The following is a 20,803-nucleotide window of genomic DNA, read 5'->3' as shown; positions in this document are numbered from 1 at the left end:
CCAGTCGAGACGACTGGCGCACACTCATCCTACAGTCAGATCAAGACTTAAGTCTGATCTGTTGACGATTAGTAATCGTCGCTCTTTTCCGGCGGAACAAGACCTTCGATACCGGCGAGAAGCTCTTCTTCCGACATCTGGTCGAAGGTGAGCGTTTCCGGCAGTTCGTCCTCTTCCTCGCCCTTGCCGGCGGTGCCGGTGTTGGCAAGCATCGAGCTCGGCTCCTGCTCGGGCTCGTCAACTTCGACATGCTTCTGCAGCGAATGGATCAGATCTTCCTTCAGGTCGTCCGGCGAGAGCGTCTCGTCGGCGATTTCGCGCAGAGCGACGACCGGGTTCTTGTCCTTGTCGCGATCGATGGTGATCGGCGCACCCTGGGAGATCTGGCGGGCGCGGTGGCTTGCGAGCAGAACGAGCTCGAAGCGGTTCTCGACTTTGTCGATGCAATCTTCAACGGTGACACGGGCCATTGCCTGTCCTTTGCGATCTTGAATGCGTGGGATTGACGGCTGCGATACAGGCAATGGCAGGCAAATTCAAGTTTTTCGTGCTGGCACCCGGCCAAGCCCAAAAATGAAGGCCGGAAAAGGCCCTCAATACACCACATTTCAACCACAGGCTGCTTGGATTGCCCCTGACGATGCCCTAGATAGATTTTTATATGATCATTTCATAATGTAAATCTATGATCATATCTGGAGGGGCAAGGTATTGTTTTGATTGCCGATTGCCGAGACTGTTCATATTTGACGTAAGGATATCGAAATGTTCGACCCCCGCGAAAAAATTGCACTCTTCATCGATGGCGCCAATCTTTATGCCGCGTCCAAGAGCCTCGGCTTCGACATCGATTACCGCAAGCTCTTGAAAGCCTTCCAGAAGCGCGGCTATCTCCTGCGCGCCTATTATTACACCGCGCTCATCGAGGACCAGGAATATTCCTCGATCCGTCCGCTGATCGACTGGCTGGACTATAACGGCTACAAGGTGATCACCAAGCCGGCGAAGGAATTCACCGACTCCATGGGCCGCCGCAAGGTCAAGGGCAACATGGATATCGAGCTTGCGATCGACGCGATGGAACAGTCCGAGACGGTCGATCATCTCGTGCTCTTCTCCGGCGACGGCGATTTCACCACGCTGGTCGAAGCCCTGCAGCGCCGGGGCCGCAAGGTCTCCGTCGTCTCGACCATGGCGACGCAGCCGCCGATGATCGCCGACGACCTGCGCCGCCAGTCGGACCACTTCATCGACCTAATGACGCTGAAAGCCGAAATCGGCCGCGACCCGAGCGAACGCGGCATGCCGCGCGCACCGGAACCGGCGACATCGAGCGAAGACGACCACTGAGGGACTTGGGGCTTCCAGCCGTGAGACGCTGGTGTCGCGGGACTTAAGCTCCCCTCTGCCCTCCTGAGCTTGCCGAAGGGCGGGCATCTCCCCACAAGGGGGAGAGCGGCTTGCGGTGCGCCGCGGGCTCACCCTCCCCTTGAGGGGGAGGGTCGGAGCGCGAGAAAGATCGTCAGACGGTGAACCCGCGGTAGGGTTCACCCCCACCCGCCGCTTTGCGGCGACCTCCCCCCTCAAGGGGGAGGTGGGGAGCGCGGCAAACGCGACGCCCCACTCTCCCCCCGTGTGGGGGAGATGTCACGAAGTGACAGAGGGGGGTGTTCTTGCTCTGCCCATCGCGGAAGGACCTAAGCAGGGTAGTTTTCCTACATCGCCTCGAAGGCAATATCCTGCGCGCCCTGCCAGAGAACCATCTTGCCCATGGCCTCCAGCTGCTCAGCCCCCTTCGTCACCGTCAGGAAATGATTGCCCGCCAGCACGCCCATCTTGCTGGCAAACTGCGAGGAGCCATAGGCAAAGAGCAGTTCCGTTTCGCTGAAGCCGCCGGGATAAAGCAGGATGTCGCCGCGCGAAGGATGCGCGGTGTGGTTCTCGAAGCCCGCCCCGAACTGGAAATCGCCCAAGGGCACCCAGACCGCCTCGCCCGACCAGCGCGAATGGATCGCCTGGTTGCGGAACGGCAGGAAGCTTTCGAAGATGCGGCAGGTCTCGGGCGCCTTTTCGCGCTCGAGCCTCGCTTCGAAGACAAAGGGGCCGACGGTGAGCTTCAGATACGAGAGCGCCATGATCAACCCGTCTTCAGAATGCGCTGCTTCTGGCGGTTCCAGTCGCGTTCCTTCTCGGTCTCGCGCTTGTCATGCAGCTTCTTGCCCTTGGCGAGCGCCAGCTCCAGCTTCGCCCTGCCCTTCTCGTTGAAATAGATCTTGAGCGGCACCAGCGTCATGCCCTCGCGATTGATCGAGGCGCGCAGACGGTTGATCTCGCGCTTGGAGAGCAACAGCTTGCGACGGCGGCGCGGCTCGTGATTGAAGCGGTTCGCCTGCAGATATTCCGGCAGATGCGAATTGATCAGCCAGATCTCCTCGCCCTCGTCGGAGGCATAGGATTCGGCGATATTGGCCTTGCCCTCGCGCAGCGACTTGACCTCGGTGCCGGTCAGAACCAGACCCGCCTCGTAGGTGTCGATGATCTCATAATTGAAGCGCGCCTTGCGGTTTTCCGCGACGATCTTGTTGACGGTGCGCTGCGAGCCTCTGGGGGCCATGGTCAAATCTTCCGTTTCGCCCGGGATTTTGTCGTGTGTCGCCTGCGCCCGGGCGGGGCGTGGCTGTTGTCATCGATATGTAATGGAGGATGGGGGGGAAATAAAGGTGGGGGTGGATCAAGCACAAGAACCGCCCGGCAGGTGGCGGTTGGAAACCACGATAATTCCGTCGACTTCGCGGACTGAGAGTGTCAGAAAGTGTGATGTTCCACTCCCGGGGTTCTGAGGACAGACGATGAATTACCGAAACGTGCGCAACGGACTATTTGCAATCGCAATTGCGGCGGCAAACGGAATGACCGCCATTGTCGCCAAAGCCGATGAGTTCTCCTTCAAGGCAACGAACACGACCAGTTCAGCCATCACAGGGATCCTGGTATCCGAAAACAAGAGCACCTGGGGTGCTTTTGACATCGGAAGTGGCATCAAGCCAGGATCGACTGCGGAACTTGTCTGGGATCAGAGCACAAATAGCGAAAGCTGCGCTCAGTGGGTCAAGGCCACCTTTGCAGACGGCAGCGAATCGGAAGCTGCCCAGTTCGACTTCTGCGAAAACGGGCTTGATCTCGAGTGCTGAGCGGTTTCTCGCCAGTGCGTTTTGAAGCGGCAGGTTACCTTTGGTGACCTGCCGTTTTGTTTTGCGGCACGAGGGTGCGCGGTGGGCATGTGGGGCCCGTGACCAGATTTGGGGGAGTTAAAGGTGATGTGTGTCCGGACAGTTGAGGCCGGCCGACGGGACTATTCGGTGGCCATACACGCATCCTATTCATGTGAAACCCGCTATGAGGGTCGGGATGCTGCCGTAACGACCTACTGCCCGCCCCATTCATAAAGTTTTCTTGAGTCAGCGCAGTGGGAAGCAAACAAGAATCGCGAACTGGGAAGGTTGATTTTCAAGAAAAATTCAACCTGAGGATTTAACATGGTAGAAATTGATTTATAATGCTGGAGATGTATAACACCAGAAGCACACCTTCATGAAATCGAGATTCCAACTGCTTGAAGCAGGGTTGTTTCCCGAAACCCTACCCCCTTGCTTCACAAGCACCTCAGTTAAGCGATCATTTGCCGGCATTGTTAGGCAACTCGACACAAGCTCGCATAGAGAACGAAGAACTGAGTTCTCAAGGTACAATGGAACCAAGCATGACAGAAGTCGCCGATTCTTCGCCACGCCAAACATCATAACCTACTTTCATATATCGACGTTCATCTGGCGCTACTGGTCCGATTTCGAGACAACTTATTCGTTGTCAAAATTTTCAATTGGCGCGCCAAATGTAATGGCTGAAGGAAGTGAGCGCGCGGTCAAAGTGCCATCTCTTTCCGAACTTTCTAAGCATACATCAGAAAAAATCCGCTATGCGCCTTTTATATTGAAAGCCGACATAGCTCAGTGTTTTCCTAGTCTATATACCCATTCGATTGCATGGGCCGCACACGGTATTGAAAATTCAAAACGGGATACTGATAGACGTTCGACCACGAATTATTTTAACGCACTCGATTTCTTTGTCCAATCTGGACAGCGCGGAAACACGCGTGGTGTCTTAATAGGACCTGATGGTTATAGACTGATCGCCGAATTGGTACTTTCGAAAATTGATCAGTTATTGGAAGCTGAAGTTGGCAACATCATAGTAGGCGCAGTTCGTCATGTCGACGATTACTATATCGGTCTGCACTCAGAACACGACGCGCAGGCCGTTCTCTCTAAACTTCGTGACGTTTTGGCGACTTACGAATTGTACCTCAACGATGCCAAAACGCGAATATACTCAAGCCTAGAACCTATCAATGACTTGTGGGCACAAAGACTTCGTGATCACACGGTCTATTATGGAAGCGTCGAAAAGATAGAGAGGGCCATTTCGGAAGCCGTTGCCAGCTCGCAGGCAGTCGGCTCGGACAGCCCGATAAAAATACTTATTCGGTCATTCGATGAATGGAGATTGTATTCATCGCATCTATGGGGCTACGCTGAACAGAATTTACAAAGAATAGTCCAAAAGCATCCTCACGCGTTGGATTATGCATGCCTACTTGTTTCGAAGAGGCATGCACTGGGGCTCGCAATAGATCGTGAGGGTTGGCTGTCGGTCGCCAAAATCATTATCAAACGCAGCTTGGCGCTAGCGCATGATCATGAAGCGATCTGGATGGTCTGGCTCTTGCTTGTCTGCAAAATTGAACTCTCGACAGAGATCGTAGACGATCTATCCAAGTCGCGAGACCCGCATATGCGAGCCCTATTAATTGAGGCATATATTAAGGGGTATGTGAAAAGCAGGCCAAAGCTTAATCTTGGGAACAGCCTGCCAACCATGGATGGAAACTGGTTGGTGAGTATGACAGCTCGCTCCCGTGGATATTCCAAAGCAACCTTCTCTGGCGACTATGCAACCGAATTCAAGCATCTTGCTGATAGGAATGTCCGCCTTATCAATCTAGAGGCTCACACCAAACTAGTGAAAAAGGTCAACAAGCGAGCGATTAGTCGCACTCGATATGGATACGATGATCCCGAAATTGAAGATCAATTCCACGATGGCGACAACGACTACGATCCCTGGGCTGACTAGCGGGTCGAATTCTATCTACTCGGTAGCGGAAACCTATCGGATTAAATTCGAAGTAACACAGACCGCCTCAGTCAGGCGATAACGCAAGAGCGCGCTGCTACGCCACCTCCCCAACAAAAAAGGCCGGCGTCTCCGCCGGCCTTCCCCTCAATTCACCAGTCTCGCATGCTTCAGCGCCGCGTCGATCGCGGCTTCCGTCGAAGCCTCCAGCGTGGCCATCAGTGGCAGGCGGACGGTGCGGTTCATGCCGCGGGTGCGGTTCAGCGCATATTTCGCGCCGCAGAGGCCGGGCTCGAGGAAGATTGCCTTGTGCAGCGGCATCAGGCGGTCCTGGTATTCGAGCGCCTTGGCGTAATCGCCGGCCAGTGTCGCCGCCTGGAATTCGGCACAGAGGCGCGGGGCGACATTGGCGGTGACGGAGATGCAGCCCACGCCGCCATGGGCGTTGAAGCCGAGCGCCGTTGCATCCTCGCCCGAGAGCTGGACGAAATCCGGGCCGCAAGTGATGCGCTGTTCGGAGACGCGCTCGATCTTGCCGGTCGCATCCTTGACGCCGACGATGTTCTTGTGGGCCTTGGCCAGCGCCCCCATCGTCTCCGGCGACATGTCGATCACCGAGCGGCCGGGAATGTTGTAAATGATGATCGGCAGCGAGACGGCGTCTGCGATCGCCGCGTAATGGGCGATCAGGCCCTTCTGCGTCGGCTTGTTGTAATAGGGCGTGACGACGAGCAACGCATCGGCGCCGACGGCTTGCGCATGCTCGGCAAGCTCGATCGCTTCGACCGTGTTGTTGGAGCCGGCGCCGGCGATCACGGGCACGCGCTTGGCGGCGACTTCGACGCAGAGTTCGACGACGCGCTTGTGTTCGGCGTGCGAGAGTGTCGGCGATTCACCCGTGGTGCCGACAGGCACAAGACCGGAGGAGCCTTCGGAAATCTGCCATTCGACATGGGTGGCGAAGGCTTGCTCGTCGACGGCGCCCTCTGTCGTGAACGGCGTGACAAGCGCGGGAATGGATCCCTGATACATGCAATGAACTCCTCGGCGGCCGATATCCACGCTTCGGCCGCATTCTCAGATTAAATCGGGGGCACATTACTTCGCACCATCAGGTGCGACAAGCGCATCTGCAGGAGATTTGTGACAGTTTTCCGAGGCTTCGTTCGAGAGAATGTGATCGCTGGCTTTAGGCTTTTGTTAACCGCGTGCCCGGCCTACTCTCTCGTGTGATGCCATGGGTTCTGGTGTGTGGATGAAGATGTCGCTGTCTTACGGTTCTGTCCTTGGTCTCGGTCTTGCGCTGATCTTGTCGTCGACGAGTGCGCATGCGCTTTCCGACGTGCCTGTTCCGGCAATGAAGCCGCTCGGCTTTGCGCCCAGCAAGGCGGCACCGCCGTCCCTCGAAACAACAGGCGCCATTCCGCGCGGCAATCGTCTGGCGGCCGCCAATCCGCAGCTGAAATCCGGCCTCGATGCTCTGTCTGATCGCAAGGGTGCGCAGGCCATCGCCATCCGCGACCGCATGCCCGCCGGGCTCGACCGACAGATGCTGACCTGGTCGATCGCCATGTCCGGCTTGAGCGACGTGCCGGCGGCCGAAATCGCCGCCGCCCAGCGGCAGCTTACCGGCTGGCCGGGGCTCAAATCCTTCCGCGCCAATTCGGAAAAGGCGCTCTTCCGCGAAAATCCGGCGCCTTCCGCCGTACTCGCCGCCTTCGGCAATACCGCGCCGGAGACGACGGAAGGTACCATTCTCCTGGCGCGTGCCCATCTCGGCTCCGGCGATACAGCGAAAGCGGCAAGCCTCATTCGCAATCTCTGGCGCAGCGAGGTGATGGATGAGGCAGCGGAAAACCGGATCCTCAAGGAGTTCCCTGCCCTTTTGCGCACCGCCGATCACAGGGCGCGCATGGATTACCTGATGTACCGCGACCGCGCCTCACAGGCGAAGCGGTTTTCTTCGCTCGGTGAAGCGCAGTCGCTCTACCGCGCCTGGGCAGGACTGAATTCACGCGCAAAGAATGTCGATGCGTTGATTGCGGCCGTCGACAAATCCTGGGCCAAGGATCCGGCGCTCCTCTATATCCGCATCGAAAACCTGCGCCGCCAACAGCGCTACGAAGAGGCGGCAAAGCTTCTCGAACAGATGCCGCGCGAGCGGGACAAGCTGGTCAGCGGCCGCGCCTGGTGGAACGAACAGCGGATCATTGCGCGCGGGCTTGCCGATCTCGGTAAGTATCGCGAGGCCTACCGCATTGTTTCCCGCCATGTGGCAACCGAATCGACCGATATTGCCGACGCCGAGTTCCATGCCGGCTGGTACGCGCTGCGCGCGCTCAACGATCCGAAGACCGCTGGCCGGCATTTCGCTCGCATTCTCGAGGTTTCGAACCGGCCGCTTTCGGCAAGCCGTGCCTGGTATTGGCTGGGTCGCGCCTCGGAAGCTTCCAAGGACGGCAAGGCGCGCGAGCATTTCGCCCGCGCCGCCCAGCATTCCAGCACCTTCTACGGCCAGCTCGCGGCCGCCCGCATCGATCGGCCGGGCATTCAGATCCCCTATCCGCGGCCGAGCGAGGCCCACCGCAATCGATTCAGCCAGCGGGAATCGGTCCAGGCGATTGCCCGCTACGAGGCGGCCGGCCATGGCTGGCGGGCGCAGAGCCTTTACAGGGCGCTGGCCGATCAGCTCGACAGTCCGGGGGAGCTGGCGCTGCTGAGTGCCCGGGCGGAAAACTCGTCCGGCGGGCACCAATTGTCCCTTCAGATCGGCAAGACGGCCTACGCGCGCGGCATCGATGTGCCGGCGCTCGCCTTCCCCGTCGGCGTCATTCCGGCAAGTGCGAATATCGCCGGCTCCGGCAAGGCGCTGGCTTACGCGATCGCCCGGCAGGAAAGCGCGTTCAATCCGGCAGCCATCTCGCCGGCCGATGCGCGCGGGCTGTTGCAGCTCTTGCCGTCCACCGCACGCGGTGTGGCTGCGCGACACGGGATCGCCTATCAGCCGGAAAAGCTGACGCGCGATCCGGGCTTCAACGCGACGCTTGGCGCCCATTATCTCGGTGAGCAGATCGACGCTTTCGGCGGCTCCTATATAATGACCTTCATCGCTTACAATGCCGGCCCGCGCAAAGTGCCTGAATGGATCGAGCGCTACGGCGATCCGCGCGGCAAGTCGATCGACGAGGTGGTCGACTGGATCGAGCGCATCCCCTTCCCCGAGACGCGCAACTACGTCATGCGGGTGATGGAAAATTATCAGGTCTACAAAAGCCGGCTCGGCCAGAAGACGGACATTGTGCACGATCTGCGCTTCGGGCGGTAAGCGCCCTGCCCCATCCTTTGCCTAATGACCGGCGGCGACGCCTCCGCTAGGCTCTCTTTCGACACAGCGAAGGAGAGCCGCATGGCCGAGAGCATCGACCGCTTCATCAAAGTTCCCGATGGACTGAACCTGCATGTGCGCATTCATGGCGCCGAGAATGGCGGCACGCCCGTCGTCTGCCTGCCGGGACTCACACGCAATGTGCTCGACTTCGAAGATCTCGCGCGGATGCTGGCAGCTCCGCCCAACGATCGGCGGATCATTGCCATCTCATCGCGCGGCCGTGGTGTCTCTGACCGCGATCCGAAACCGGAGCGCTACACGATCCCGGTCGAAGCGGGCGACGTGATCAGCGTGCTGGACGCCTTGGGCATCGATGACGCCGCCTTCATCGGCACCTCCCGCGGCGGCTTGATCCTGCATGTGCTCGCGATGACGCATCTCAATCGTATCGAACGGCTGGTTCTCAACGATATCGGGCCGGTGCTGGAGACGGAGGGACTGAGGCAGATCCAGGGTTATCTCGGCAATCGGCCCGTGCTTGCAAGTTATGCCGAAGCGGCGGATATCCTCAAGGCGACCCATGGCGCGGAATTTCCGGCGCTTGGGCCGGATGATTGGGCCGGCATGGCGCGCGCACTTTACCGCGAGATCGACGGAAAGCTCGCGGCAGATTTCGACCCTGATATCGCCGCACAATTTCGCGCCGCAGACCTGAGCCAGCCCTTCCCCGACCTCTGGGCGCAGTTCGCGCTGTTTGCAGACAAGAAGGTGATGGTGATCCGCGGCGAGCACTCAAGGCTTTTGTCCCGCGCGACGACGGATGAGATGGCGCGGCGACATTCCGGATGCACGATTGTGGAGGCGAAGGGCCAGGGGCATGCGCCGCTGTTGCATCTCGATGGCCTTGCGGAGGCGATCGGCGTGTTTCTCGGCAGCTGAACCCTGCCGCAGATCGCAGCGGCGGACATCAAAACAGCTCATCACAAACGAAAAGCCCGGCACGAGGCCGGGCTTCCCTTATTCGATCTGGAGATCGAATTAGAACGAACGGATCAGGCGAACGAAGCCGGTCCAGTCCTTCGAGTCAGACTTGTTGTAGTCGACGGTTGCGTCGACCTTGAGGCCCGAAGCAACGGCGTAGGAAGCCAGAACGCCACCGGTGGTGTAGTCAACGCCGTTGAACTGCTCAACAAAGTTGACCGACGGGGTGATCGTCAGCTTTTCGGTAGCCTTGAAGCCGTAAGCAGCGCCAACGGTCCACTCGACGGTGCCGACGTAGGTCGACGGGTCGGAAGCCCAACCAGCGTAGAGTTCGAAGGTGCCCGGGCCGATTGCAGCAGCACCCTTACCGACGACGTAGCCTTCGTCAGCCTTGGTGTCGTAGCCGCCCCAGAGGGTCAGGGTTACGGCGCCGAGGGTCGTGGAAGCCAGACCCTGGATGCCGAATGCGCCGTCAGCCTGACGGAGTTCGTCAACGCCGAGACCAACGGTGAAGGCGTCAGCCGAGTAGGTGTAGCTAACCGAGTCGAACTTCGCGTTGTCGATGAACGTGTCGTTTTCGCCGGAGATGCCGATGTCGTCAGCCCAGGTCAGGAAGTAACCAGCCTTGAAGCCGCCAACGGTGATGTAAGCCTGGTCGAGCTGTACGTTGGTGTTGTCCGAGGTGCCTTCGAGACGGATGTAGGAACCGATGGTGCCGACTTCCGAGTCGTTCTTGGACTCGATGACGAGACGGGCGCGGGTCTGGAAGTCGTCACGATTGATGAGGGTCGTGTCGTTGGTGTTCCAGTCGTAAGCGAAACGAACTTCGCCGCCGATCTTGAGGCAGGTTTCGGTGCCGGGGATGTAGAAGAAGCCGGTGCCGAATGCGTCGCAAACGCGAACGTATTCCATGGGCTCGGGCTCGGCAGCGATGATTGCGTCAGCAGCCTGAGCGCCGGAAACTGCAACGAGAGCTGCAGCGGAGCCGAGAAGAAGGCTCTTGATGTTCATTATTGACCTCCAGTCAATTATAGAGGTCAAAGCTCTCGGATCTTCCTTTTCTCTCGTCTTTTCATATGGTTGCGGATCTTAGCGCTTACGGCCAGGCAGCGCCGCGCATCAACTCGGGCCCCAAGAGGCGCAATTTTCAACCGAGTTGCGACAGCGCCAGGCGGAAGAAAGACACGACTGCGCAGCGACGTGACGGCTGTTTGCAAACAATGAAGCTGATTTTTTGGGGGTGGGTATCTATGGCGGAGAGGAAGGGATTCGAACCCTCGATACGCTTTTGACGTATACTCCCTTAGCAGGGGAGCGCCTTCGACCACTCGGCCACCTCTCCGGTGACGCCTGATTATTTGCTTGAATCAGTGATTGCAAGGCCTTTTCTCCGCTCTCAACATTTTAGCGAGCGGCTGCCAACGCCAGGTGCTGTTCGTTTCCACATATCTGAAAAGCCGAATCGATCCCGCCCGACGACATGATTCTGTCACTTGAACGGCCTTCTGCTGCCGATTTTCAGGCTTAAGGTCCGAAAATGCCCATGTTGAACATGCAGCCTGGAGGCGAGCCGAGATGGTTCTGAATGCAACTTTTTGCGGAATCCTGTGCCAAAATGAGAAGGTCGGCCCCATTCCGACTCCTGCGGCGCCTTCCAAAGAGCCTGCTTAAGCGGCGGTTTTTTTTGGATTTTCTTAACAAACTCTAAATGGATATGGGGTGCCGCAGGTGAGTTTGTGGCCTTTCAGCAACAGACCGGGTGGAAGGGTAGCCACATTCTCTCCATTCCACTCATTGGTGATTGCATGACTGACCGGGTTTTGTATTTTCAACCTCGGAAGCGAGGCGGTGGATCGTCCGTCTTCTGAAACCGACGGGGATGGGGCAGGGAATGCTGTCCTTCAGCCAAATAACCCAGACCCATACGAAACTTGACTGGAGGTCAATAATGAACATCAAGAGCCTTCTTCTCGGCTCCGCTGCAGCTCTCGTTGCAGTTTCCGGCGCTCAGGCTGCTGACGCAATCATCGCTGCCGAGCCCGAGCCCATGGAATACGTTCGCGTTTGCGACGCCTTCGGCACCGGCTACTTCTACATCCCCGGCACCGAAACCTGCCTCAAGATCGGCGGCGAAATCCGTGCGACCGTTTACGCCAACGAAAGCGGTTTCATTGGCGACCTCGACGAAGACTTCAACTCGGAAGTCCGCGCTCGTCTTACCGTCGAAGCCAAGAACGACTCCGAGATCGGCACGATCGGTTCTTACCTCCGCATCCAGTCCACGCAGGATGACGGCCTGGGCCGCGCAAACGTCGTTCTCGACCAGGGCTACATCACTGTTGGTGGCTTCAAGGTTGGTCGCGCTCTGACCTGGGCTGACGATTGGGGTCTGGCCGGCGAATCCGACGCTTTCTTCGGCAACGCTCGCTTCAACACCGTTTCCTACACCTTCACGTCTGACGCCTTCACCGCCGGCCTCGGCGTTGACGATCTGTCTTCGATCGATGCATCTGGTAACTCGGTTGGTCTGGAAGCAGTCATTTCCGGTTCGCTGGGCGCTGCAACTGCAACCCTTAACGGCGTTTACGACTTCGGCGACGACGAAGGTGCGATCGCTGGCGTAATCACCGCTGACCTCGGCCCGGGCACGCTCGGCATCGCTGGTGCATGGGCTACTGGCTACTCCACCGGCTATGACTTTGAAGCCGAATGGACCGTCGGTGCTGCTTACACCATCAAGGCGACCGAGAAGCTCTCGATCACCCCGCAGGTCATGTACTACGGCGACATTGCTGACGGTGGCGTGTTCACCTCGACCGACGCCTGGGCTGCCGACCTCTACGTCGAATACGCTCTGGCTGCTGGCCTCAAGGCTTCGGCTGACGTTCGTTACGTCGACCTCGACGGTGGCGACAGCAACTGGGACGGCTTCGTTCGCCTGACCCGTTCGTTCTAATCCACAACGGATTAGCGAAAAAGTTTGGGGTCCGGCTTCGCAAGAGCCGGACCCCTTTCGGCCATCTGGCTCACATCTTCACATGCCACGTAATTACAGTGACTTAACCCTGCGGCCGATGGTCCTCAGCTCAATGAAAGGGGATGCCTACGACACCAATTGACAGGCTCGAGTCGAGCCATTCCGGAAAAGTTTGTGCCGTTTTGCACTATACTTTTTATAAGTTATAACGATATCTAAGCCCGTGGGGACGGGCGGTGAGCCCGTTCGCGTGCTCGCCAAAGGGAAATTTGGGGGATACATGCAGGTGGAAATGCCAACCGGCAAGGGTTTTGACGTCTTCGTGGGCGTGCCCGATTATTCGGTACATTATCAATACAGACAGGGAACGATCCTGCACGAGGTGCGCGAAACCAATCTGCGCGAACTGTTCGGCAAATATGGCGACCTGTTGTGGATGAATGGCAGCCACAAATATAACGTAACCAATTTTATCGGAGAGCTTCACGATCTCCTTGATTTTCCGAGTTTTTCAGCCTTTTCTGACGAAATGCTCGACCAATTGATCGGCAAGTTGCGCAAACGCGGTAATAGCAATGCCACCATCAATCGAAAGATGGCGGCCTTAAGCAAACTGCTGCGAAAGGCGAACAAAATGGGAGACGTTCACAGTCTGCCTGAATTCAAGCGCCAAAAAGAGAAAGCGGGCCGTATTCGCTTTCTCGACACAGATGAAGAAAACCTGCTGTTTTCCGAAATCCGGGCGCATTCCGAACTCTATTACCGGTTCTGCCTCTTCCTGGTCGATACCGGCGCCCGTCTGAGCGAGGGTCTCAACCTTCGCTGGGGCGACATACATAAGGACCGCGTGACCTTCTGGGTGACAAAATCGGGGCGCTCGCGCTCGGTTCCGCTCACACAGCGTGCTCTGGCTGCCATCGAAGCATCGGATCGCCGGTATTCCGGTCCGTTTGCCGAGATCGATCAGCAGCGCTTCCGCGTCGCCTGGCACAATGCCAAGGATGCGGTGGGGTTTGCCGACGACAAGGACGTGGTGCCCCACGTGCTACGCCATACCTGTGCGTCCCGTCTGGTTCAGGGCGGGATCGATATCCGTCGCGTGCAGATGTGGCTCGGCCACCAGACGCTCACCATGACCATGCGCTATGCTCACCTGGCTTCGCATGATCTAGACATGTGCGTTCCCATCCTGGAACGGGCAGCGGCTTCGTGAGTCATATCGTAATGTAAATTGCAAAAGGGCCGGCTTTGTCCGGCTCTTGCTCTTTATATTCTGTTGTCCCCTGCCCTACCTCGAACGGCGGGCTCATGGCCTCACGCCATCAGGCTCTTCAGTTCGAGCGCGGGATCGGCAATCGAGACGGGATCCACCGGCCGGCCGAGTTCCAAGAGCTTCTTGCCGGTCACATAGGCCTTAGCGTCGTTGATCGCATCGACGGCGATGAAGACGCCCTTGCGGAAATACCAGATCGACAGGCTTCCCTCGCGGGTGCTGAGGCGCAGGACGGTCTGATCATATCCGAGATTGAAGCCTGCGATCTGTAGTTTGACATCATACTGGTCCGACCAGAACCAGGGCTTCGGGCGATATGGCTCGGAACCGCCTGCGATCACGGCGGCGATGGCTTCTGCCTGATCCACCGCGTTCTGCACGGATTCGAGCCGGACCTGCTCCCCGTCCCAATCCTGAACGGCGCAGTCGCCCATGGCGAAGATGGCAGGATCACTCGTGCGGCCAAAATCGTCGACGACGATGCCGTTCTGAACCTCGAGCCCAGCATCACCCGCCAGACGATCGTTTGGGATCACACCGATCCCCACGATGACCAGGTCGACGTCGATGACGCGGCCGTCCGAGAGCTCGGCGGCTTTCACTCTGCCCTCATCGCCGATCAAACGGGTCAGGCCCGTCCTTTCGTGGATCTTCACGCCCTCGGCTTCATGGATCGCGCGGATCGCATCCGCCGTCTCGCGGGCGGCCACGCGGGCAAGGATGCGGTCTGCCATTTCGATCAGTGTGACGTCGAGCCCCAGTTTGCGGGCGACAGCAGCAGCCTCGAGACCGATGTAACCGCCACCGATGATCAGGAGCCGATGGCCCGGTTTCATCTCGTCGGCCAGACGATCGGCGTCGGCCTTGTCGCGCATCGTGTAGACGCCCTCGAGATCACCGCCGATCGCGGCCGGCAGGCGGCGAGGCGTCGCCCCGGTGGCGATGGCGAGGGTCTCATAAGAGATCTCGCTGCCGTCAAACAGCTTGACCACGCGCTTGTCACGATCGATCGCTTCGACCGGCGTCGACAGGCGGATCTCGACCCCGTTCTCGCCATACCAGGCTTCAGGCCGGAACAGCAGCCGATCGAAGTCCATGTCGCCGAGCAGATACTTTTTGGAAAGTGGAGGCCGCTGATAGGGAAGCACCGGCTCGTTGCCGACAAGGGTGATCGGGCGTTCGTCCTTCAGCGCCCTCAGCTTTGCGGCCAGAGCGAAACCCGCCTGCCCCGCCCCGATAATCACCAGTCGCTCCGCCACGTGATGCACTCCCTGCCTTATGCCGTCCAAATCAGAATCGCTGCCGGAGAACCGGCCACGATGCGATGCAGCAAGGCCTAGCTTTGTGGCGGTTTGCGGTCAAGTTGGCCTGGGGCTCGCCGGTCGAAACCGTCCATTGTCACCGGCGTGCACGTCCTCGCCGATTGCTACCTACGGCATTCCCGACCAAAAACGGCACAAACAGCCAACCGACGAAGTGGCTGGCAAATCTTGCCAATTTGAAAGCTCGTCTGGATTTTACGGTTTGCATGCAGAATCTGGTAACGGACATCGGCTAGCATGTCATTCTAACTTGACACCGTGGGAGGGTAATATGCCCTTGCAGAGGATACCGGACGCAAAATCGGACATCCCTCGGGATCAGATCTTCGAGAAATTCAAGATCGATCGCCCCGGCAAGATCGTGTTTGTCGGCCACCATCTCAGCATGGCGCGGTCGCAGCGCTGCCTCATCCGGACGATTTCGCTCTATGGTGCCGATCTCGACGTCTCGCCGCATGTCCAGGTGCCGCCGAACTTCTTTCTGGAGATCCTCGGCATTCACGATGACATCGGCTGCACTCTGATCCGCCGCGAAGCCGAAAAGCTCACGGTCGGCTTCAACATGTTGATCGACCCCGAATTCCTGCACCGTGTCGTCAGGCTTTCCTTCGAAACAAGCCACTGAGATCTCGCGCCAGCTGATCACCGTTTGCGCCCTCTTGCGGTCGCCAGCCCGGCCTGCGCTTGCCGGGACGGCCGTTGAAACCGAATATTCAGTATTGGTAAAATTTGAGCAATCTTATTGATGCTACTGCAAATATTAGTGCTCACAGTGTGAGACAGAAGAGTTTTGAGGAGCCGGTCATGGCGATGGAAAATGCGACACATCTGGCTGGGGTACGCTCCGAAATGTACGAGCGCAAATGGGAGCGCTTTTATGTCCGCCGGCCGGCCAAGGTGATGTCGGTTCGCCCCGGCCTCACCGGCATCACGATCCGCAGCTGCGAAGTGGTCGACATATCGCAAGGCGGCGCAGCGATCGAACTGACGACCGCGATTGGCCTCTCCTCTCATTATTATCTGCAGATCGTCGGCCTTGCCGACCGGATTGGATGTGCCGAGGCTTATCGCAACGGCAACAGGGTCGGCGTGAAGTTCATCGCGCCGATCTCCGAGCACATGTTGCACCGGATTGTCCGCGCCGACTTCATGCTTGGCGACGCCGTCAATACGCCGCTCAAACCTTTCCAGAACGGCAACGGCGCGCGCCTCGGTCGCTGAGAAAATCTCTCTCGGCAGATGAGGTCTGATCGCCGCGGATCCGGCTTGCTTCGGCTGCGGCGGCACTTATGGTGAGCGGATCGCCCTCGACCTCCGGATGCCGCTTCGCAATGACCGCCTTTTCACGCTTCACGCCCCTCTCCGCCTCGCTCCCCGCAACCGTACCCTTTGTCGGTCCCGAAGCCATTGAACGGCAAAGGGGCCTTTCGGTTCGCGCCCGCATCGGTGCAAACGAAAGCGGCTTCGGCCCGGCACCTTCCGTACTTGCCAGTATCGCCGAGAAGTCAGGCGAGATCTGGAAATACAATGATCCGGAAAACCATGCCCTCAAGGCGGCGCTCGCCGCACATCTCGGACTGAAGCCGGAGAACTTCGTGATCGGCGAAGGCATCGATGACCTGCTCGGGCTGATCGTGCGGCTGGTGATCGAGCCCGGCATGCCCGTCGTCACATCGCTCGGTGCCTATCCGACCTTCAATTTTCATGTGAACGGGTTTGGCGGGCGCCTGGTCACGGCTCCCTACCGGGACGACCGGGAAGATCTCGATGCGTTGCTCGCATTGGTGAAGCAAGAGGATGCGCCGCTCGTCTATTTCGCAAACCCCGACAATCCGATGGGCAGTTGGTGGGATAAAGACAGCATCGTCAGCTTCGCCCGCGCTCTGCCCTCGACCACCCTACTCATCCTTGATGAAGCCTATAGCGAGACCGCCCCCGAGGGTTCGATCCCGTCCGCCGATGTGCTGATCGATCTTCCGAACGTGATCCGAACCCGCACATTTTCAAAAGCTTACGGCCTGGCGGGTGCCCGCGTCGGCTATGGGATCGGCACGCCTGGCACCGTCTCTGCCTTCGACAAGATCCGCAATCATTTCGGGATGCCGAGGCTTTCGACCGAGGCGGCACTCGCGGCGCTCGCCGATCAGATCTATCTCGCGGACGTCGTGGGGCGGATCAAGGCGGCACGCGACCGGATCTCGACCATCGCGAAGGCCAATGGGCTTAACCCGCTGCCCTCTGCCACCAACTTCGTGGCGATCGATTGCGGGCGCGATGGGGTCTATGCCCGCGCGATCGTCGACGGGCTGATGGAGCACGGCGTTTTCATCCGCATGCCCGGTGTCGCCCCGCTCAACCGCTGCATCCGGGTCTCGGCCGGCCTGCCCGAAGATCTCGACCTGTTCGAAGAAGCGCTGCCGAAGGTCTTGAAGGCTCTCGTCTGACCTTTACACAATGAAAAAGACCGCGCCGGCCTTGTTCCTGCCGGTCGCGGTCTTTGAAAAATGTTGGCCCTGGCCCCGTCCAAAGGTCCCCGCCACGTTCCCCACTCAGGGTTATTCTTGTCATTCTCCTGCCGCGGTCGCGGCCGGAATTCGTCAGTGCATGGTCATCCATTCGCGGGCGGCACGAAGCGCCTCGGCGAGCTGGATCTTGCTCATGGTCTGGGCGAGATCGGCGCGCAGCTCGGCAGCGCGGTCGCAGCCCTTGATCGCGGCGATGTTCAGCCACTTGTGTGCCGACACCAGGTCAACAGGGCAACCGCGGCCGGTTGCATACATCAGACCCATGTCGCGGAAGACATCAGCCCGGGTTTCGCCACCCATCGTGGCATTTTCGGAATTGTGCATTTCAAAGCGTGCCATTGGTTTTGTCCCTGTTTGCCTAGTTTCTCGGTCGTCCCTGTTTCCCTTGCGGGCCCTTCCGAAACGGCGCCGGATCTTTGTCCGGTCATTCTCGCTTTGGTCGGGTTTGGCGGGGTTTTTCCCTGCTCGTTTGATGGGTTCACTATGCCAAACGCTCTTCAAAACTCGCTTAAAATGCATCCTTAATTTGCTGAAAACAAAGTACAAAAGCTTCGTAAACTTCGGATTCCGTTAAGCATCGCTTCCCCTACAACCCAAGGATTTTCGCTCAAAATTTACGAAAGCTTCACGCTGACAAATCAACCGATTTTTCACCATGATTTCGGAAGGCAATTCGCAGAAATACGGGATTTGCTGCGATCCGAGGCTTTCCACCGCTCGCTTTTCGCGGCGGATTGCATTTTACCTTTACGTGTGCGTAAGATAATTCTTAACCGTTGGACGGCTGCGGAGAGGACCGTCTCCGACCACGGGAGAGGACCATCATCTCGGGAGGAGAGATCAGACCATGCGTTCCATCATCATTGCGGCAGCCCTTGCGCTTTCGGCCTTCACCGCTCAGGCTGCCGAGCCAATCGAAGGCAACTGGAAAACGGCATCCGGCGCCACGGCCCAGATCGCACCCTGCGGCGGCGCTTACTGCGTGACGCTGAAGAGCGGCAAGCACAACGGCAAGCAGATCGGCAAGATGTCCGGCAGCGGCGAAAGCTACAAGGGCGAGATCACCGATCCGGAAACCGACAAGACCTATGCGGGCTCCGGCTCCGTCTCCGGCAATTCCCTGAAGATGCGGGGCTGCGTCATGGCGGTTCTCTGCAAGACGCAGACCTGGTCGCGTCTCTGAACCGATCGCTCGGCTTAGATCATTGGGCGCCGGCTGCAACCGGCGCCCTTTTTCGTTTTCAAGAACTCCGTTCAAGACGGACGCCGTTTTGCGCTTTAGGAAACGCGACTTTCTTAACAAACTAGGGCTGTCGGTTAACGCTTCTGAATGCCAGATGAACCGGGATCTCAGGCCGCATTCAGCCCGGCTTTGCTAAAACCTGTCCAACGGTTTGCAAAGGAGTTCACGACATGGGCACGCTGGCACGACGCTTCACCATCATCTCTGTGACCATGGCGCTTTTCGCCTTCGTGTTCGCGCAGCTCGTGGTCAACAATCAGCCAGGCCTGCGACACACGTCATCGGGACTGGTCGCGAGCTGCGCGCCGACAGGCCTCAACGGCTGCCGGCCCAGCCTCTGATTGAAACTAGGGCGCAGGCTCGGACGCAGACCGACGCGAAGAAATCTTGACGCATCGTTCATGACGTCGTTTGCTTGTCAGATTTGGTCTCCTATAATGCGCCATGAACACACGAATCCTGTCCCCAGCACCCCAGAACTCCATCAGCCCCGAGCTCTTTGCGCCTCAGGTCTTCACAGATGCGACAGCCGCGGTCGACGCGCTGACGGCGCTTTACGAGCGCAATACCAATTTCCTGATCGAGGCCTTCTCGTCTCTGGCCAAGGGCGGTCCGATCGAGGGCCGTTACCGCGCCTTCTACCCTCAGGTCAGCATCGAGACGACGAGCTTCGGGCATATCGACAGCCGCCTCTCCTATGGCCACGTGACCTCGCCTGGCATCTACACCACGACGATCACCCGGCCGCAGCTCTTCCGGCATTATCTGAAGGAACAGCTGGCGCTTCTGATGCGCAATCACCAGGTGCCGATCACCGTGTCGGAATCGATGACGCCGATCCCGCTGCATTTCGCTTTCGCTGAGGGCGCGCATGTCGAAGCCTCTGCCGGCGGCCTCGTCGACATGCAACTGCGCGACATCTTCGACACCCCTGACCTCACCGTCACGGATGACGAGATCGCCAATGGCGAATACGAGCCGCTGCCCGGCGAGCCGCACCCGCTGGCGCCGTTCACGGCACAGCGCATCGACTATTCGCTGGCGCGCCTGTCGCATTACACGGCGACGAGTGCATCGCATTTCCAGAACTTCGTGCTGTTCACGAACTACCAGTTCTATGTGGACGAGTTCTGCGCCTATGCCCGCAAGCTGATGGCGGACGGAAACAGCGACTACACAGCCTTTGTCGAACCGGGCAACATCGTGACGCCATCCGGCCATGCGGAGCCGACGGAGGGCGTTGCCCTCGGACGCTTGCCGCAGATGCCGGCCTATCACCTGAAGAAGAAGGGCCATGGCGGCATCACGGTCGTCAACATCGGCGTCGGCCCTTCCAATGCCAAGACGATCACCGACCATATCGCAGTGCTCAGACCGCATGCCTGGCTGATGCTCGGCCACTGCGCCGGGCTTCGCAACAGCCAGCGCCTCGGCGATTATGTCTTGGCGCATGCCTATATGCGCGAAGACCACGTGCTCGACGACGACCTGCCCGTCTGGGTGCCGATCCCGGCGCTCTCGGAAGTGCAGCTTGCACTGGAAGACGCGGTCGAGGAGATCACCGGCTATGAGGGCTTCGAGCTGAAGCGCATCATGCGCACCGGCACGGTCGCCACGATCGACAACCGCAACTGGGAACTGCGCGACCAGCGCGGACCGGTCAAGCGCCTGTCCCAGGCGCGGGCGATTGCGCTCGACATGGAATCGGCCACCATCGCCGCCAACGGCTTCCGCTTCCGTGTGCCCTACGGCACCCTGCTTTGCGTCTCCGACAAGCCGCTGCACGGCGAATTGAAGCTGCCGGGCATGGCGACTGCCTTCTACAAGACGCAGGTCAGCCAGCATCTGCAGATCGGCATCCGAGCACTGGAAAAGCTCGGCGCCATGCCGACCGAAGCACTGCATTCGCGCAAGCTCAGAAGCTTCTTCGAGACGGCGTTTCAATAATAATGACAATC

Annotated in this window: 20 protein-coding genes and 1 tRNA gene; 13 read left to right on the top strand and 8 right to left on the bottom strand. The window is 58.8% G+C overall.

Translation table 11 applies throughout. The features are described from left to right. Window positions 1-68: 68 nt before the first annotated feature. Window positions 69-470 (bottom strand): DNA-directed RNA polymerase subunit omega, encoded by a 402-nt coding sequence (rpoZ, locus tag QWE_RS16840; protein ID WP_006727366.1) that lies wholly within the window; start codon window positions 468-470, stop codon window positions 69-71. A 295-nt stretch (window positions 471-765) separates the two neighbouring features. On the opposite strand from rpoZ, the gene QWE_RS16835 reads away from it, so the two are divergent. Next, on the top strand, window positions 766-1,350 hold the full coding sequence (locus QWE_RS16835; protein ID WP_006727365.1) for a LabA-like NYN domain-containing protein: 585 nt from the start codon (window positions 766-768) through the stop codon (window positions 1,348-1,350). 365 nt (window positions 1,351-1,715) lie between these two features. Here QWE_RS16835 and QWE_RS16830 read toward each other — a convergent pair whose 3' ends face one another. Then, window positions 1,716-2,135: a DUF3830 family protein gene (locus tag QWE_RS16830; RefSeq protein ID WP_040300447.1), complete on the bottom strand. Its 420-nt coding sequence runs from the start codon at window positions 2,133-2,135 to the stop codon at window positions 1,716-1,718. Window positions 2,136-2,137: 2 nt separating this feature from the next. Then, window positions 2,138-2,614 (bottom strand): SsrA-binding protein SmpB, encoded by a 477-nt coding sequence (gene smpB, locus QWE_RS16825; protein WP_006727363.1) that lies wholly within the window; start codon window positions 2,612-2,614, stop codon window positions 2,138-2,140. A 235-nt stretch (window positions 2,615-2,849) separates the two neighbouring features. Here smpB and QWE_RS16820 point away from each other — a divergent pair, with 235 nt between their 5' ends. Next, window positions 2,850-3,191 carry a hypothetical protein gene (locus QWE_RS16820; RefSeq protein ID WP_006727362.1) on the top strand — a complete coding sequence of 114 codons (342 nt, stop codon included), beginning with the start codon at window positions 2,850-2,852 and terminating at the stop codon, window positions 3,189-3,191. Between the two features lie 400 nt (window positions 3,192-3,591). Next, complete coding sequence (locus tag QWE_RS25315) at window positions 3,592-5,196, top strand: RNA-directed DNA polymerase (RefSeq protein ID WP_157790725.1); 1,605 nt, start codon at window positions 3,592-3,594, stop codon at window positions 5,194-5,196. Between the two features lie 147 nt (window positions 5,197-5,343). Here the strand turns inward: QWE_RS25315 and dapA are convergent, their stop codons facing one another. Continuing rightward, window positions 5,344-6,228 carry a 4-hydroxy-tetrahydrodipicolinate synthase gene (gene dapA, locus QWE_RS16810; protein WP_006727360.1) on the bottom strand — a complete coding sequence of 295 codons (885 nt, stop codon included), beginning with the start codon at window positions 6,226-6,228 and terminating at the stop codon, window positions 5,344-5,346. Between the two features lie 223 nt (window positions 6,229-6,451). Between dapA and QWE_RS16805 the strand changes: the two genes are divergently transcribed. After that, a complete protein-coding gene (locus QWE_RS16805; RefSeq protein WP_100220931.1) occupies window positions 6,452-8,521 on the top strand; it encodes a lytic transglycosylase domain-containing protein in 2,070 nt (689 codons plus the stop codon). 81 nt (window positions 8,522-8,602) lie between these two features. After that, entirely contained in the window at window positions 8,603-9,463 is an 861-nt protein-coding gene (locus QWE_RS16800) for an alpha/beta fold hydrolase (protein WP_006727358.1), read from the top strand. A gap of 99 nt (window positions 9,464-9,562) precedes the next feature. Here the strand turns inward: QWE_RS16800 and QWE_RS16795 are convergent, their stop codons facing one another. Continuing rightward, a complete protein-coding gene (locus QWE_RS16795) occupies window positions 9,563-10,516 on the bottom strand; it encodes a porin (RefSeq protein WP_006727357.1) in 954 nt (317 codons plus the stop codon). 240 nt (window positions 10,517-10,756) lie between these two features. Beyond that, window positions 10,757-10,847: transfer RNA gene (locus QWE_RS16790), tRNA-Ser, on the bottom strand. A gap of 606 nt (window positions 10,848-11,453) precedes the next feature. Here QWE_RS16790 and QWE_RS16785 point away from each other — a divergent pair. Both QWE_RS16785 and QWE_RS16780 read left to right on the top strand, forming a co-directional pair. After that, window positions 11,454-12,461, top strand: a complete 1,008-nt coding sequence (locus QWE_RS16785; RefSeq protein ID WP_006727356.1) for a porin — start codon at window positions 11,454-11,456, stop codon at window positions 12,459-12,461. Window positions 12,462-12,762: 301 nt separating this feature from the next. Then, window positions 12,763-13,695 carry a tyrosine-type recombinase/integrase gene (locus tag QWE_RS16780; RefSeq protein ID WP_006727355.1) on the top strand — a complete coding sequence of 311 codons (933 nt, stop codon included), beginning with the start codon at window positions 12,763-12,765 and terminating at the stop codon, window positions 13,693-13,695. 101 nt (window positions 13,696-13,796) lie between these two features. On the opposite strand, the gene QWE_RS16775 is transcribed toward QWE_RS16780, so the two are convergent. Further along, window positions 13,797-15,014 (bottom strand): NAD(P)/FAD-dependent oxidoreductase, encoded by a 1,218-nt coding sequence (locus QWE_RS16775; RefSeq protein ID WP_006727354.1) that lies wholly within the window; start codon window positions 15,012-15,014, stop codon window positions 13,797-13,799. A 334-nt stretch (window positions 15,015-15,348) separates the two neighbouring features. Here QWE_RS16775 and QWE_RS16770 point away from each other — a divergent pair, with 334 nt between their 5' ends. The 3 genes from QWE_RS16770 (at window position 15,349) to QWE_RS16760 (ending at window position 17,521) form a co-directional block, all read left to right on the top strand. Further along, a complete protein-coding gene (locus QWE_RS16770; RefSeq protein WP_006727353.1) occupies window positions 15,349-15,702 on the top strand; it encodes a hypothetical protein in 354 nt (117 codons plus the stop codon). 179 nt (window positions 15,703-15,881) lie between these two features. After that, window positions 15,882-16,298 carry a PilZ domain-containing protein gene (locus QWE_RS16765; RefSeq protein WP_006727352.1) on the top strand — a complete coding sequence of 139 codons (417 nt, stop codon included), beginning with the start codon at window positions 15,882-15,884 and terminating at the stop codon, window positions 16,296-16,298. 110 nt (window positions 16,299-16,408) lie between these two features. Continuing rightward, window positions 16,409-17,521, top strand: a complete 1,113-nt coding sequence (locus QWE_RS16760; protein WP_006727351.1) for a pyridoxal phosphate-dependent aminotransferase — start codon at window positions 16,409-16,411, stop codon at window positions 17,519-17,521. A gap of 153 nt (window positions 17,522-17,674) precedes the next feature. Here the strand turns inward: QWE_RS16760 and QWE_RS16755 are convergent, their stop codons facing one another. Continuing rightward, window positions 17,675-17,941, bottom strand: coding sequence for an SEL1-like repeat protein (locus QWE_RS16755; protein WP_006727350.1), 267 nt, complete (start codon window positions 17,939-17,941; stop codon window positions 17,675-17,677). Window positions 17,942-18,449: 508 nt separating this feature from the next. Here QWE_RS16755 and QWE_RS16750 point away from each other — a divergent pair. From QWE_RS16750 to QWE_RS16745, 3 genes are all read left to right on the top strand, one after another. Further along, complete coding sequence (locus QWE_RS16750; protein WP_006727349.1) at window positions 18,450-18,785, top strand: DUF2147 domain-containing protein; 336 nt, start codon at window positions 18,450-18,452, stop codon at window positions 18,783-18,785. Between the two features lie 230 nt (window positions 18,786-19,015). Continuing rightward, a complete protein-coding gene (locus QWE_RS25310) occupies window positions 19,016-19,186 on the top strand; it encodes a hypothetical protein (protein ID WP_157790724.1) in 171 nt (56 codons plus the stop codon). Between the two features lie 103 nt (window positions 19,187-19,289). Continuing rightward, complete coding sequence (locus QWE_RS16745; protein WP_006727348.1) at window positions 19,290-20,792, top strand: AMP nucleosidase; 1,503 nt, start codon at window positions 19,290-19,292, stop codon at window positions 20,790-20,792. Window positions 20,793-20,803 lie beyond the last annotated feature (11 nt).

Origin of the sequence: Agrobacterium albertimagni AOL15, from assembly GCF_000300855.1 — a bacterium.
Taxonomy (GTDB): domain Bacteria; phylum Pseudomonadota; class Alphaproteobacteria; order Rhizobiales; family Rhizobiaceae; genus Allorhizobium; species Allorhizobium albertimagni.
Note: the sequence above shows the minus strand (reverse complement) of the source record. Positions and strands in the feature narration are given on the sequence as shown.